This window comes from Flavobacterium humidisoli (assembly GCF_023272795.1).
Lineage (GTDB): Bacteria > Bacteroidota > Bacteroidia > Flavobacteriales > Flavobacteriaceae > Flavobacterium > Flavobacterium humidisoli.
The window spans coordinates 62,132-76,143 of the sequence record NZ_CP096829.1; the positions used below are offsets into that span (position 1 = coordinate 62,132).

General features: G+C 32.4%; 16 protein-coding genes. 9 read left to right on the top strand and 7 right to left on the bottom strand.

Annotated elements, in window-relative coordinates:
* Nucleotide 1: 1 nt before the first annotated feature.
* The 4 genes from M0M44_RS00320 to M0M44_RS00335 all read left to right on the top strand — a co-directional run bounded on the left by M0M44_RS00320 (nucleotide 2) and on the right by M0M44_RS00335 (nucleotide 3,339).
* Nucleotides 2–841 (top strand): phytoene/squalene synthase family protein, encoded by an 840-nt coding sequence (locus M0M44_RS00320; RefSeq protein WP_248728009.1) that lies wholly within the window; start codon nucleotides 2–4, stop codon nucleotides 839–841.
* Between the two features lie 132 nt (nucleotides 842–973).
* Nucleotides 974–1,414: a sterol desaturase family protein gene (locus M0M44_RS00325; RefSeq protein WP_248728010.1), complete on the top strand. Its 441-nt coding sequence runs from the start codon at nucleotides 974–976 to the stop codon at nucleotides 1,412–1,414.
* A 113-nt stretch (nucleotides 1,415–1,527) separates the two neighbouring features.
* Nucleotides 1,528–1,995, top strand: a complete 468-nt coding sequence (locus M0M44_RS00330) for an SRPBCC family protein (protein WP_248728011.1) — start codon at nucleotides 1,528–1,530, stop codon at nucleotides 1,993–1,995.
* A 48-nt stretch (nucleotides 1,996–2,043) separates the two neighbouring features.
* Nucleotides 2,044–3,339, top strand: a complete 1,296-nt coding sequence (locus M0M44_RS00335) for a cryptochrome/photolyase family protein (protein WP_248728012.1) — start codon at nucleotides 2,044–2,046, stop codon at nucleotides 3,337–3,339.
* Nucleotides 3,340–3,558: 219 nt separating this feature from the next.
* Here the strand turns inward: M0M44_RS00335 and M0M44_RS00340 are convergent, their stop codons facing one another.
* Complete coding sequence (locus M0M44_RS00340) at nucleotides 3,559–4,863, bottom strand: ABC1 kinase family protein (protein ID WP_248728013.1); 1,305 nt, start codon at nucleotides 4,861–4,863, stop codon at nucleotides 3,559–3,561.
* Nucleotides 4,863–5,522, bottom strand: coding sequence for a TetR family transcriptional regulator C-terminal domain-containing protein (locus M0M44_RS00345; RefSeq protein WP_248728014.1), 660 nt, complete (start codon nucleotides 5,520–5,522; stop codon nucleotides 4,863–4,865). Before M0M44_RS00345 ends, M0M44_RS00340 begins: the two co-directional genes overlap by 1 nt.
* 98 nt (nucleotides 5,523–5,620) lie before the next feature.
* Here M0M44_RS00345 and M0M44_RS00350 point away from each other — a divergent pair, with 98 nt between their 5' ends.
* Nucleotides 5,621–6,532 (top strand): TIGR01777 family oxidoreductase, encoded by a 912-nt coding sequence (locus tag M0M44_RS00350; RefSeq protein WP_248728015.1) that lies wholly within the window; start codon nucleotides 5,621–5,623, stop codon nucleotides 6,530–6,532.
* A gap of 3 nt (nucleotides 6,533–6,535) precedes the next feature.
* Here M0M44_RS00350 and M0M44_RS00355 read toward each other — a convergent pair whose 3' ends face one another.
* The 5 genes from M0M44_RS00355 to M0M44_RS00375 all read right to left on the bottom strand — a co-directional run bounded on the left by M0M44_RS00355 (nucleotide 6,536) and on the right by M0M44_RS00375 (nucleotide 10,259).
* Nucleotides 6,536–7,102: a YceI family protein gene (locus M0M44_RS00355; protein ID WP_248728016.1), complete on the bottom strand. Its 567-nt coding sequence runs from the start codon at nucleotides 7,100–7,102 to the stop codon at nucleotides 6,536–6,538.
* A gap of 232 nt (nucleotides 7,103–7,334) precedes the next feature.
* Entirely contained in the window at nucleotides 7,335–7,787 is a 453-nt protein-coding gene (locus tag M0M44_RS00360; protein ID WP_248728017.1) for a hypothetical protein, read from the bottom strand.
* Nucleotides 7,788–7,808: 21 nt separating this feature from the next.
* The gene (locus M0M44_RS00365; protein WP_248728018.1) at nucleotides 7,809–8,204 is read right to left on the bottom strand and encodes a VOC family protein; all 396 of its coding nucleotides are present in this window, start codon (nucleotides 8,202–8,204) and stop codon (nucleotides 7,809–7,811) included.
* 42 nt (nucleotides 8,205–8,246) lie between these two features.
* Entirely contained in the window at nucleotides 8,247–8,795 is a 549-nt protein-coding gene (locus M0M44_RS00370; RefSeq protein ID WP_095929541.1) for an acyl-CoA thioesterase, read from the bottom strand.
* Nucleotides 8,796–8,885: 90 nt separating this feature from the next.
* A complete protein-coding gene (locus tag M0M44_RS00375) occupies nucleotides 8,886–10,259 on the bottom strand; it encodes a DNA recombination protein RmuC (RefSeq protein ID WP_248728019.1) in 1,374 nt (457 codons plus the stop codon).
* A 184-nt stretch (nucleotides 10,260–10,443) separates the two neighbouring features.
* On the opposite strand from M0M44_RS00375, the gene M0M44_RS00380 reads away from it, so the two are divergent.
* From M0M44_RS00380 to M0M44_RS00395, 4 genes are all read left to right on the top strand, one after another.
* Nucleotides 10,444–11,319 (top strand): protease complex subunit PrcB family protein, encoded by an 876-nt coding sequence (locus M0M44_RS00380; RefSeq protein ID WP_248728020.1) that lies wholly within the window; start codon nucleotides 10,444–10,446, stop codon nucleotides 11,317–11,319.
* Between the two features lie 7 nt (nucleotides 11,320–11,326).
* Nucleotides 11,327–11,728 (top strand): hypothetical protein, encoded by a 402-nt coding sequence (locus M0M44_RS00385; protein WP_248728021.1) that lies wholly within the window; start codon nucleotides 11,327–11,329, stop codon nucleotides 11,726–11,728.
* Between the two features lie 87 nt (nucleotides 11,729–11,815).
* Nucleotides 11,816–12,331 carry an RNA polymerase sigma factor gene (locus M0M44_RS00390; protein WP_235831011.1) on the top strand — a complete coding sequence of 172 codons (516 nt, stop codon included), beginning with the start codon at nucleotides 11,816–11,818 and terminating at the stop codon, nucleotides 12,329–12,331.
* Complete coding sequence (locus M0M44_RS00395) at nucleotides 12,328–13,977, top strand: hypothetical protein (RefSeq protein WP_248728023.1); 1,650 nt, start codon at nucleotides 12,328–12,330, stop codon at nucleotides 13,975–13,977. The genes M0M44_RS00390 and M0M44_RS00395 overlap by 4 nt, the downstream gene beginning before the upstream one ends.
* Nucleotides 13,978–14,012: the final 35 nt, after the last annotated feature.

Below are 14,012 nucleotides of genomic sequence, written 5' to 3' on the forward strand. Positions count from 1 at the left end.
AATGAAATCACTATTCGACGCCGTTTCTTTCAAATGCAGCAAACTGGTAACCAAAAATTACAGTACTTCATTTTCGCTAGCCGTAAAAATGCTTTCACCCAGCATTCGAGATGCCATTTACAGCATTTACGGATTTGTTCGTTTTGCAGACGAAATTGTAGATTCATTTCATGATTATGAAAAAGAATATCTTATTGAAGATTTCGAAAAAGAATATTACAAAGCAATGCAATTGGGCATTAGTTTAAATCCGATTTTGAATTCATTTCAACAGACTGTAAAAGAATATAACATCACCGATGATCTAGTTCAGGCTTTTCTAAAAAGCATGAAGATGGATCTTATAAAATCAAATTACCAAACACAAACCGAATACATAGATTACATTTACGGTTCTGCCGATGTGGTCGGATTAATGTGTTTGAAAGTTTTTGTATCTGGAAAAGATCATAAATACGAACAGCTGAAAAACGAAGCCATGCGTTTAGGCTCTGCTTTTCAGAAAGTCAATTTCCTAAGAGATTTAAAAGACGATAATACGATCTTGAATCGCACTTATTTTCCAGGTGTGAATCTGAATAATTTCAACGAAGATTCGAAAAATGAAATCATAAAAGAAATCGAAGAAGATTTTAGAATTGCCTATCAAGGAATTGTAAAATTACCAATTGAAGCAAAATTTGGGGTTTACACCGCTTATGTTTATTACAAAAAACTACTTCAAAAGCTAAAACACACACCTTACTACGAGATTGGAAATTCGAGAATTCGTGTCTCTAATTATACCAAAGCGGGACTTTTGGCACAGTCATTTGTGACTTATAAATTGAAACTAGTATAGATTAATCATAATTTTTTGTCATTTCGTCGAAAGGAGAATATTAACCGAAACTCTTTTGAGTTAACCTTTTATAAATTAAAGCTAAACTCAAAACCAATAAAACGATAATTTTAAAACCTCAACATTTATAAAATGATTTCTTTTTTAATCTTTTTAGGCGTTTTTCTTTTCATGGAATGTGTTACGTGGCTCACGCATAAATACATAATGCACGGCTTTATGTGGTATTTTCATGCTGATCATCATCAGCCGAAATACGAAAACACCTTTGAGCGCAACGATATTTTCTTTGTCATTTTTGCCACTCCAAGTATTATTTTATTCTACTTTGGCGTTCAAGCCGGATTTAATTATTTGTTTTTCATTGCTTGCGGAATCACACTTTACGGCGTTTGTTATTTTCTAATTCACGATGTCTTGATTCATCAGCGTTTTAAATGGTTTAAAAACACCAAAAACAAATACCTCATCGGATTACGAAAAGCCCATAAAATACACCATAAACACCTCAACAAAGAAAAAGGAGAATGTTTCGGAATGTTGTTCGTGCCATTCAAATATTATAAAATGTAGAATTATTTGGGCGTTTCCTTTCCTCTTTTTTGTGTCTGGCCAAAAATGCCTACCATAAAAGAGCTGCACTTCACCCCTTTAACGCTCAGGTATTTCAAGAAAGAATTGTGATTATGAAATTATACAAAATAGTAACCGTACAGCATATAAATGCAAGTGTAGAAGATTGTTGGGATTTTTTCTCAAGTCCGAAAAACCTACAGACCATTACTCTCGATAATATGAATTTTCAAATTCAGGATTACGACGGCAAGCGCATGTATCAAGGACAAATAATTTCATACACCTTAAGACCTCTTTTCGGAATTAAAACTTCTTGGGTTACCGAAATTACGGCTTGCCAAGAAAACGAGTATTTTGTAGACATTCAGCAATTTGGACCTTATAAACTTTGGCATCACAAACATTTCTTCGAACCAACACCAGACGGAGGAACCAAAATGACCGACATTGTCCATTACGCTCTTCCATACGGAATTCTAGGCCGAATTATGAATAGTTTAGTCGTAAAAAACAAACTCAAAAGTATTTTCGATTACAGATTCAATAAAATCAACGAATTATTTAATTCTAAAAAATAAAAAGCACAAGCCATTAATTCGTGAATTCGTGGCGGAAAATCAACGACAATGACAAAACAACAAGTTACTTTATTCTGGTTTAGACGTGATTTGCGTTTAGAAGACAATACAGGATTATTTCATGCTTTACAATCAGATTTTCCTGTCGTGCCTCTTTTTATTTTCGATGATGATATTTTAGAACATCTTCCAAAAAACGATGCGAGAGTAACTTTTATTTATTATTCATTAGAAAAAATAAACTTAGAATTAAACAAATTTGATTCTTCCATTTTAATCAAAAAAGGAAAAACAAATGCCGTTTGGAAATCGCTTGTTGAAGAATTTGATATTCAAAATGTTTTCTATAATAAAGATTATGAACCATTCGCCATTAAACGCGACAGTTTAATTTCATCTTTATTAAAAGAAAACAATATTCAATCATTGTCTTTTAAAGATCATGTAATCTTTGAAGAAAAAGAAATAACCAAAGCAGACGGACTTCCTTATACCGTTTACACACCTTACAAAAACAAATGGCTGGAGAAATATAATCTTTCTGGATCGGCTCCCGAATATGATTCTACTCCATATCAATCCAACTTTTCGAAAAACAAATTCAAATTTCCAGATTTAGCTGAAATAGGTTTTGAAAGAAGCTCTATACAAGTTCTTCCGCACAACTTAACAAAAATTGCCCATTATAAAGAAACCAGAGATTTTCCAGCTCTGGACAGTACTTCTTATCTTTCGCCGCATTTACGCTTTGGAACAGTAAGCATCCGAAAATTAGTAAATTGGGCTAACCGAAAAAATCAAACTTTTTTGAGCGAGCTAATTTGGAGAGAATTCTTTATTCAGATTCTATTTAGTTTTCCTAATTGCGTTAATCATAATTTCAAGTCCAATTATGACGGAATTCAGTGGCGAAATAACGAAGAGGATTTTAAACGTTGGTGTTCTGGAACAACAGGATATCCTATGGTCGATGCTGGAATGCGACAATTGAACGAAACAGGTTATATGCACAATCGCGTGCGTATGGTTGTAGCTAGTTTTCTTTGCAAACATTTATTGATCAATTGGCAGTGGGGCGAAGCGTATTTCGCAGAAAAACTTTTAGATTTTGAATTGGCCTCAAACGTAGGAAACTGGCAATGGGCAGCAGGAACAGGCTGTGACGCTGCTCCTTATTTCAGAGTTTTTAATCCCGAAATCCAACAAAAGAAATTTGACGAAAAAGGAGAATATATTATAAAATGGATTCCCGAGTTTGCTTTTGGTTACGCAGAACCTATGGTTGATCATGCTTTTGCGAGAGATCGTGCGATTGCAACTTACAAGGCGGGAATTTTGAAATAAGTTTTTTTTTGTTTCAAATTTCAGGTTACAAGTTTCAGGTTTCAAGTTATACACAATCTTGTTATCCCGAGAAACGGGAAATTACATCCTATATAGATATACTATTCTTCAACTTCTCTTTTGATGACAAACTAAACAAAAAAAACTTTGTCAAAGTTTTAAAATTTGACAAAGTTCTATACCTAAAGTTCATCCAACTTGAAACTTGAAACAAAAACTTTAATATTTCAAATAATTGTCAACAACAATTTTAGCTTTCAAATCGAACATTAAATTATATAAACCAAAGAAAGTACGGTTCATGTAAATAAAGTGCTTAGAACCACGATTTCCGTTCATTTTTTTCAGGTTTGTATCTTCTGAGAAACGTTTTCCTAATTCAGCAATGGTGTTAAAGAATTTTTCATCGGCAAAATCGAAAGTTTCGTTTTGAAAAGGTTTTGTAAAAAGAGACAATAAATCATGAAACATTTCGGTGAAATATTCCACTTCTGCAGGCGTGTCATCTTTGCGCAGAATTTCTAATTCGAATAATTTCTCATTGAAAAGCTTTTCATCTGTAATTACATTTTTATTGATCAATTCAAAATACGGAGTGTAAAAATCGTTTGGAATTTGTTTCATACAGCCAAAATCCAAAGCAATTAACTGATTCTGATCATCAACCAAAAAATTTCCCGGATGCGGATCTGCATGCACTTTCCGTAAAACATGAATTTGATACATGTAAAAATCCCAAAGCGCTTGTCCTAACTTATCTCCTGCTTCTTGATCCTTATTTATGGCTGTAAATTCAGAAAGATGAATTCCCGTCATCCAATCCATAGTAATAATTTTCTCTGATGAAAATTCTGGATAGTAGTTCGGAAAAGTGATATTTTCAATTTTACTGCAAGCATCAACAACTTCCTTACTTTGTTTTAATTCTAACAAATAGTTTGTTTCTTCAATCAGCTTATCTTCAACTTCTTTAAAATATTTATCAGAATCTTTTCCTTGAAGATTAAACATTCTAATCGCAATGGGTTTTACCAAAGCTAAATCTGAAGAAATGCTATTGGCAACTCCAGGATATTGAATTTTAACCGCCAGTTTTTTATCGTTTTTCTTTGCCAAATGTACCTGACCAATACTTGCCGCGTTTACAGAATTCGGATTGAACTCATCGAAAATTTCGTAAGGTGTTTTTCCAAAATTGCTTTTGAAAGTTTTTAAAACCAAAGGAGCTGAAAGTGGCGGAACAGAAAACTGTGATAAAGAAAATTTCTCTACATAAGCTTGAGGCAGAAAGTTCTTATCCATACTCAGCATCTGAGCCACCTTTAAGGCGCTTCCTTTTAAGCTTTTTAGTCCATCATAAATATCTTCTGCGTTATTCTCATTTAGCTTATCACGGGTTAAATCTGGGTTTACCATTTTTTCAGCATAATGCTTTACATAGTTTACACCAATTTTAGCACCAGTCTGAACCAATTTTCCCGCTCGTTCAATTTTAGAAGTTGGGATATAATCAATTGTTTTCATTATCTGCTGTGTACTTTTTCTTTAAACAAAAATTTTCCAAAATCAATCAGATGATTCATTGGCGCAACATTCATTAACTCAAATGAAGCGTTAACAGACTTTTCAATAAAAATATCCGTTTTCTCAAAAGCAGGAGATTCATCTTCCATCCAAAATTTAATGGTCATCATTAATTGCAACCAAGAAGATTCTTGAATAGCTTTTTCTTGAAATTTTTGGAATCTTTCTTGCTCTAATCTGTAATCATCTGTCAAAATTGCAGCAACATACTCTTTGAAACTATTTCGAAGTGTTGTTAACTGAACTAAATTTTTGAGTGGGTTTCTATCTATTTTAAGTGATTGCAAAACATAACTTCTGTTGGCTGTCAGGATTTCGAAGAAAGTAAAATAAAAACTCAGCATTTTATTCTTCATATCGTATCCCTGATATTCTTCATTCTTGTGAAGAAGAGTAATCGTGTTTTCAAAAAACAGTCGAAATATTTCTTTTTCTAAACCTTCCAATGTTCCGAAGAAAGCATAAAACTCAGCTTCAGTAAAATCATTTTCTTTGGCAAAATGATAAACCGATTTTGGTTTTTGGCCTTTTTCTAAAACCTCTTCCATATATTTTGAAACGATATCATCTTTGGTAATTACCTTTTTTTTAGTCGCCATTTTATTAAAATTTAGAATTTGCCATAAAGGTAAACATTGTTTAAGTACCTTTACTAATCCTTAAACACTATACACTGTTAAATATATTATAAACTATTATGGCTCAAAATGTTCTATTAACAGGCGGAACTGGTTTCGTCGGTAAATATTTGACAGATGTTCTGATCGAAGCAGGTTTTTCTGTATCCATTTTGAGTCGTTCTAATAGAGAAAACACTCCAAGAGTGACCTATTATAAATGGGACATTAAAAAAAACTACATTGATAAAAATGCGGTTCTAAATGCCGATTATATTATTCATCTTGCTGGTGAAGGAATTGTAGAAAAAAGGTGGACTAAAAGACGTAAAAAAGCCATTATAGAAAGTCGCGTAAGACCTGTTGAAATGATCTATTCTATTTTGGAGATGAACAATAAAAAACTGGAAGCATTTATTTCTGCTTCAGGCATCGGAATTTATGGCGCCCTTACTAGTCATAAAATCTGTACTGAAAACACCCCTCCAGCCGATGATTTCCTTGGCATTACTTGTCAGAAATGGGAAAATGCCGCCGATAAAATTGGTTCTTTAAATATTCGAACAGTCAAAATTAGAACTGGAATTGTGTTTGGTAAAAACGAAGGTTTCTTAAAAAAAATGATTCCCACATTTAAATCTGGCTTTGGTGCTGTTTTGGGTTCTGGCAAGCAATATCTTCCTTGGATTCATATTGAAGATTTGTGCCAGATTTATTTAAAAAGCATTGAAGACACCAAACTCGAAGGTGCCTACAATGCATGTGTAACCGACAATACCACAAACTCCCGATTTTCTAAAACTATGGCTAAACTCTACGATTATAGTATATGGATTCCTAAAGTTCCGGCATTTGTATTAAAAATTCTACTGGGACAAATGAGTGAGGCCATCTTAACAGGACAGCGCGTTTCTTCAGAAAAAATCCAGCAAACAGGTTTCGATTTTCAATTTACAGATTTAGAAAAGACGCTTATTAATTGTATAAAGTAACTCTTATTTCAAAGTCAGCATTGTCTCATCGCTACGAATAATACCGGTAAGTTCTGTATTGGCTGTTTTTGCAATTTTCGATGCTATAGGAGTTGGAATATTAATATTAAAATCGGATACTGCGATTGGAAAATCTGAAATTATCTGAATTCCCTCTGGAACTCTTTTAATCAAAGCATTTACAATAATCTCCTTCGATTTTCCGCGTAGATTAAGTTTCCCTTTTATCTGATATTCTTTTTCAACTTCATTAATATCTTTCAAATCAAATTTTTCAATCTTGCCTTTAAACACCGCTTTAGGATAACGATTGCTTTGCATATAATTCTCATTGAAATGCTCTTGCATTAAATCCAATTTGAAACGAAAATCTTTGATGATAACAGTACAAATAAAAGTACTTGTTTTAGGTTCTAAAAGTATAGCAACTTGTCTATTTACAGCTCTCACTTCTTCAAACAAAGGAACAGACGCCTCAAAGTTTATTGTCCCTGTATTAGTAAAAAATTTGTCTTGGGCAATGACTGAAAAGGCCGTAAAAAATAAAAATAATAAAGTAGTTGTTTTCATAATCGTCTGCATTTAAACAATTATGTCATTCAATTTATCTGGACTAAGAGAGAATAAAAATCAGATTCTGATTAATCTGAAAAATCGAACGGCAATACTCAGTGAAAAAAATCCGTAACCCAATAATTATACTTAAAGTTACGGAATTTTTACATGCAAAGTTTTGGAACTTATGCTAAATATTTGTGAATGTTTTTTTGCTATAAAATAGGAATCGTAAAATGCAAAATGTTTATGATCTTCCTTTTATTAAAGTAAAAATCACATTAATAAAAAACAAAAATTGAATTCCTAATAATACAAAAATGGAAATTGCAATTCCATACCCTATTCCTTCATTGAATTTTGCATTTTCCATTATAGCTGAGAAATCCATTGGAAGATCATCTCGCATTAGTTTAGGCAAAATAAAAAGTGCTATTAAACCAACCGTACTTATCAAAACATGAAAAATCGTCATCCAATTTATTAGGCTGAAATTTAATTTCAAAATTGAGAAATAAGTTAAAGCCAACAATCCATAAATTACAGAAATAAGAATCATTAAAAACTTCCATGAAATTATATAATAAGTATCATAGATATTAATATCTACTATTTGATCACCTTTATAAAAGCCATATAGTAGAAGAACTATTATTAATCCTAAAAACACAAAATAAGGTTTGTTCTGTATGTAATTCATTTTCAAAAAAGGCTTTTATCTTTAACCTTGTACTTCTGTACAAATCTCAATTAAAAATCCATTTAAATCTCTAACATAAGCCACAACTTGTCCCCATGGTTTTTCTACTGGTTCTGAGACCATAACCGCTCCAAAAGAAGTTGCTTTCTGTAAAACTTCAGGCACGTTCTCTACTATAAAACCAATTTCTATCGCAAAAGGTTTGTCTTCTAAACTGCTTTCGATAAAGCCATCAGGCAAATTTTTTGAAGCTAATTTTTTTGAAGCAAATGAAAGTGTTGTTTCTCCCGTAATTAATTCGCCATAATCACCATCTGGTGTGACAAATTTTCTCGAAAAACCAAATGCGTTTTCATAAAATGCAATAGATTCTTCGATATTTTCAACGTATAAAATTGTATATCCGAACTTGATCATATTTTCTAATATTTAATGTATATCAAATAAATATAAGAAAATTTAGCTAATTTCTAAAAGAACATTATATTTTTCTAGGCTTGCTAGATCTTCGATAGAATTTATATTGGCTAATTTTTCGTGTTCCTCAACTTCTTTTCGAACTTCAATATGTTTTATTGCTTTTCTAAAACGACGTACTTCTTGCAAATTAGATAGAATCAATCCAGGAACCTGAACGCTTTTTCCTTCTTTATCTTTAGCAACCATTGTAAAATAAGACGAGTTGCAATGTTTAATAACTCCTGTCTGAATATTTTCTGCTTCTACACGAATTCCTACGACCATAGAACTTCTTCCGACATAATTTACAGAAGCTTTCATGGTAACTAATTCTCCAACTTCAATTGGTTTAAGAAAGTTTACCGTATCAACAGAAGCGGTTACACAATAATTTCCACTAAATTTTGATGCTGACGCAAAGGCAATTTGATCTAATAACTGTAAAATATATCCTCCGTGAATTTTCCCACTAAAATTAGTATGCGAAGGCAACATTAATTCTGATATACTAACTTTTGATGATGAAACGGGCTTAAAATCTGTACTCATGTTTTGTTTTTGGTATTTTTTGATTAGTTGTATTCTATATTCTTCTCTTTCTTCTTTCTTCCTTCTTCTTTCTTCTCGCCTCTTTCCTCTCTAATTCAATAATTCATTTTCGTCAGAGTTGATCGCTCTTGCAATAATATTTTCTGGAAGTGCTTTTTTTGCCTTTGCTCCCATTTTTTTTAATCTTTCTACGCTCGAAATTAAGTTCCCTTTTCCGTCAACCAATTTATTCATGGCACTTTCATATTCTGTTTTGGTATCTTTAATTTTATTTCCAATTCGGACTAAATCAGATACAAAACCTTCAAACTTATCATACAGAGCTCCGGCTTGTCTAGCAATTTCTAAAGCATTTTCCTGCTGTTTTTGATTGGTCCACATACTGTCAATCGTTCTTAAAGTGGCTAAAAGCGTACTTGGCGTTACAATGACAATATTTCTGTCAAATGCTTTTGTGTACAAAGAAGGATCTTCGTTTAAAGCAATCGCAAAAGCCGGTTCCATCGGAATAAAAAGCAGTACAAAATCTGGGCTTTCCATTTGGTATAAATCATGATAATTTTTACTTCCAAGCTGCTCAACGTGTCTTTTTATGGAAATCACATGTTCTTTAAGGAATTCTATTTTTAAAAGTTCCGATTCTTCGTTTACCCATTTTTCATAAGCAGCAAGCGATACTTTAGAATCGACAATCATTTTTTTACCGTCTGGCAGGTTAATTACCACATCTGGCAGAACACGGTTTCCTTCGCTGTTAGTAAAACTTTGCTGTACTTCGTATTCTCTTCCTTTTTCTAATCCCGATTTTTCCAGAACACGTTCTAGAACCAATTCGCCCCAATTTCCTTGCATTTTACTGTCGCCTTTTAATGCTTTAGTAAGATTTAGGGTTTCTTTGCTCATTTGTGCGTTCATTTCACTTAAGCCAATAATCTGTTGACGAAGTGCCGCATGATAATCAATACTTTCTTTATGGGTTTGTTCTACCTTTTGCTCAAAAACTAGAATCTTATCCTGCAAAGGCGTCAGGATATTTTTCATGTTCACGGTATTTTGCTCGGTAAACTTAGCCGATTTTTCTTCTAGAATTTTGTTGGCAAGGTTTTCAAATTCTTTGGTAAATTTTTCTTGAAGTTCGTTGATTTCACTTTTTTGCTCTTTATGGCGTTCCCATAAATTTTCAAAATCTACTTCTTTTTTAGAAAGCTGAATGGCCAAACTATCTTTTTCTGTTCGAATGTTTTCTTTCTCAGTAATACTCAGCTGCAATTGTTTCTGCAAATTATTTTTTTCGTTTTCAAACTGCTCTTTCTGCATTTGCAATTGACCGTTTATGGCATTTAATCTTTCCTCAGAAATAGCTTTTTCTGACTGAAATTTTGATGCAGATAGCATCCTGCCTACGTATATGCCTATAAAAAGCGCAACAACAAATCCTAATAAAAACGGTATATAATCGGTCATAACTAAGTCTATTTTACGTAAAAGTACGCAATAATACGTAGTGCTTAGTTTTTAAAATAGAAATTTCACTAATTCATTCCCAATCCAAACTAAACCAACATTTTATTTTAAAAAAAATTACCCCCTCAACGCAACCTTTTTTTGAAACCTCTATCTACTAAAATATAAACCTATTAAAATAATTATGAAAAAATTAATGCTTGGCTTATTTGTAGCCTTCGGATTCAGCGCCTGTTCTCTCAATGACGGAAATAACTATGTAGATTGCGGTACAAATGCAGTTGTAAATTTTACTGGTTTTCCTTTCTCTTGTAATTATAGTGAAAAAACATTGCAAAATAATCCAGCAGCAATTGTTATTGGATCTCAAGAAAAAATGAATGAATATTTTACAAAACATGCGAACAACTGCCCCGTTGCAAGTGACCCTAATATTGATTTTACAAAAGAATATTTAGTTGGAATTTTTGCTGGTGCTAAACCTACAAGCGGTTACGAAATTGTAATTAGTTCTATTGTAGAAAACAATTGCGAAATCGTTGTGAACTATTACGAAAGAACTCCTGCGGTAGGCGAAAACGTAACTCAAGCTCCTACATACCCAACTGATTTTGTTTTGATTCCGAAAACAACAAAAGGAATGATCTTCAATAAAACAACAGAAAATGCAGATAATATTATTATTGGAAGTTTCAACAACCAATGTTTAAGCTCTGACTGTCAAAAATTCTATCAAATTAACGATTACAACACTTTAAAATTCTTAAATGTTGGAGCAAAACAATATGATTTTGGACAATACAGATATACTCCAACAATTAAAAGAGGTGAATATACTTTATTATTAAAAGATGTTCCTGCAGAAATTTTAGCTTTAAAAGGACAAACTAAAACATACGGTACTCCAGACGCTGGAGATCAAGGCGGAATTTATTTTGAACTGCGTCAAGGAGCAAGCGTTACTAAGGTTTATATTGACAACAACGACACCTCAGACCAAAGTGCCGAAATAAAAATTTTCAAAAAAACGATTCAAGAAAAAATTACAAGCTTAAAATAATTCAATCATGAAGAAACTCTTTTTATCTTTTATTGTCTGTTTTCTTTTTACATCAATGATTTCTGTAAATGCTTCTAGAGAAGAAGCGGCAGGATCAATAATAAATACTTGGATTTGGGAAAAATCTATAGGAGGCTCTAATAATCCTTATGTAGCGACGCCAAAACCAATTGGGTTTAACAAAAAAATCATCTTTACTCAAGATGGAAGGGTTATTACTTATAAAGACAATGTGGAGATAAGAAACAGCACTTATCTGATAGAAAAAGGAAAAGGATATTTTGACCAATCGGAACATGATCTAATTACGTTTGAAGGCAAAACTTACGTAATAGAAAACCTTGACAATCAAAACCTAACAATTGTAAGCAACAGTCAAGACGGTACTCGAACTATTTTTAAAAGATAGTTTTGTAAGCTATTTAAAACTATTTTTGCAAAATCAAATTTGAACCATTTCTTGAAAGACGAGTTAGAAAAATATATCAAACTGTGCATGAAAAATGACAGGGAGGGACAACTGAAAATTTATCAGTTGTTCTCTCCTGTTTTGTATGGTATATGTTTGAAATATATGAAGAACGAGGATGACGCTAAAGATGTTTTTCAGGAAGCCTTTGTAATTGCGTTTCAGAAAATAAGCCAATATAAATTTGAAGGAAGTTTTGAAGGCTGGCTGAAACGGATTTTTATAAACAAGCTTATCGAGACTTTAAACAAAAAGAAAAAAGAGAGTTTCTTTTTAGATGTTTTTGATCCCGATACCGATTTTGTTGAAGAAGAGGAACTAGAAGCTATTCCGATAGAACAGGAAAAACTGCTGGAGTACATTCGGGATTTACCAGATCAATATCGGACGGTTTTTAACTTGTATGTATTTGAAAAAATGAAACACAGAGAAATCGCCGAACTCTTAAAAATCTCCGAAGGGACATCAAAATCAAATTTAAATCGCGCCAAGCATATATTACAAAAGCGAATTTTGAGCATAAAAAATTTTAAAACAGCATGAAGAAGCACAAAATAGAAGATATTTTTTCATCAATGGAAGACTTTTCGAGTGTTCCGCCTCCAGAGTTATGGAGTCAGATTGAAGAAAAACTAGACAAACCTAAAAAGAAGAAGAGAGTTGTTCTTTGGTGGTCGGCTGCTGCATGCTTATTATTAGGGTTGCTTCTGCCTTCAATATTACATTTTACTGCTTCGCCTGAAAATATAAAAATCAACAATGGCGGTTTAGAAAACAGCAATAATAGTGTTGTTTTGGATAAAAAAACAAACGATAATTCTAACAACAGAAATTTAGATCAAAATAAAAATATTGGCAAAACAGCAGATTCTTTAAATCACAATTCGACAAGAAAAAATCAGTTCAGTACAGAATCAGGAATCCCAGTTCAAGAAACTTCTGTAGCGGAAACAAATTCTAAAAACGGAACCAATAAAAAAGATTCTAAATATAGCACACCAACTCCTGCCAATGTTCCAAATCAATCTGTTGCGTTTCAGAATTATAGTTCATCAGAAGACAAATCAATCGCAAAATCTTCTTCTAAATCTATTTTAGGAAACAATAATTCGAAAGCTTCAAATAAAGGAATTACTGAGGAAAGAATCGCATTTGGAAAACAAACTAAATTTAACTCAGCACCTAAAAAACAGCTTTCCAATTCTATTTTTGATGAACAGCTGACTGTTAAAAACAATAAGAATCTTGCTTTCAATAGTGTAAACTCGTCTGTAAACAAAAGTTCTTCGGCGAATAAGAATGTTTACAATTCGAATGCTTCAATTGCAGGAAAAAATGAAAACATCCGCACAGATAAAGCAGTTATTATAAAAGATGATTTAAAGCTTAATAATAGTTTAAGCAAAACAGATTCTGTACAGCTTGCTGAACTTCAGAATTTGGAAAAAGGAATCTTAGCTCCCGAAAAGCAAAAAGAAGAAAAAGAGAAAAAAAACAATTTGATTAATAAAGAAGAAAGATGGGCCGTTGCCGTTTTTGCAGGTGTAGCAAGTTCTGAAAATACTAAGAACGAAAAAACATTAGGGAACGTAAACGATTCTAAACAGTCTAATTCTTATGGTGTAAAAACAAAATACAGCATTAACAAAAAATGGGCTGTTGGTTCTGGATTAAAAATTAGCGAATTAGGACAAAGTGTTGCCAATGTATCGTATCTAACTGCCAAAAGCAATGCTTTTTTTGCTCCTGATAGTTATCCGGTTGCTTCGTCTAACGCACCAGCTCAAGATTATCTTTTGATTTCAAATAGTACAAAAGAAGCTCTAAAAAGTGAAAACGTGCAAACAGGTAAATTAGATCAAAATTTAAGATATATTGAGATGCCACTTGAGGTTTCTTATTCTATTTTTAATAAAAATAAAGCCAGCATTAATTTAAATACAGGAGGTTTTGTGGGTAAATTAATTTCTAATAATGTGAACTTGGATGGGCATTCTATAGGAGAAAACATGAATGCGAACGATTATGTTTACGGCTCTACTTTAAGCAGTACGGTTCAATATCGCGTGTACAAAAAAACCAATGTTTTTGTTGAACCTGCTATGAATTATTATATCAATCCGTTAAACAGCCAGTCTTTCAACCAATTCCAATGGGGATTAAATTTTGGTCTGAATGTTTCTTTCTAAAGTAAATTTACAGTAATTTTCAAGAATACTTGAGA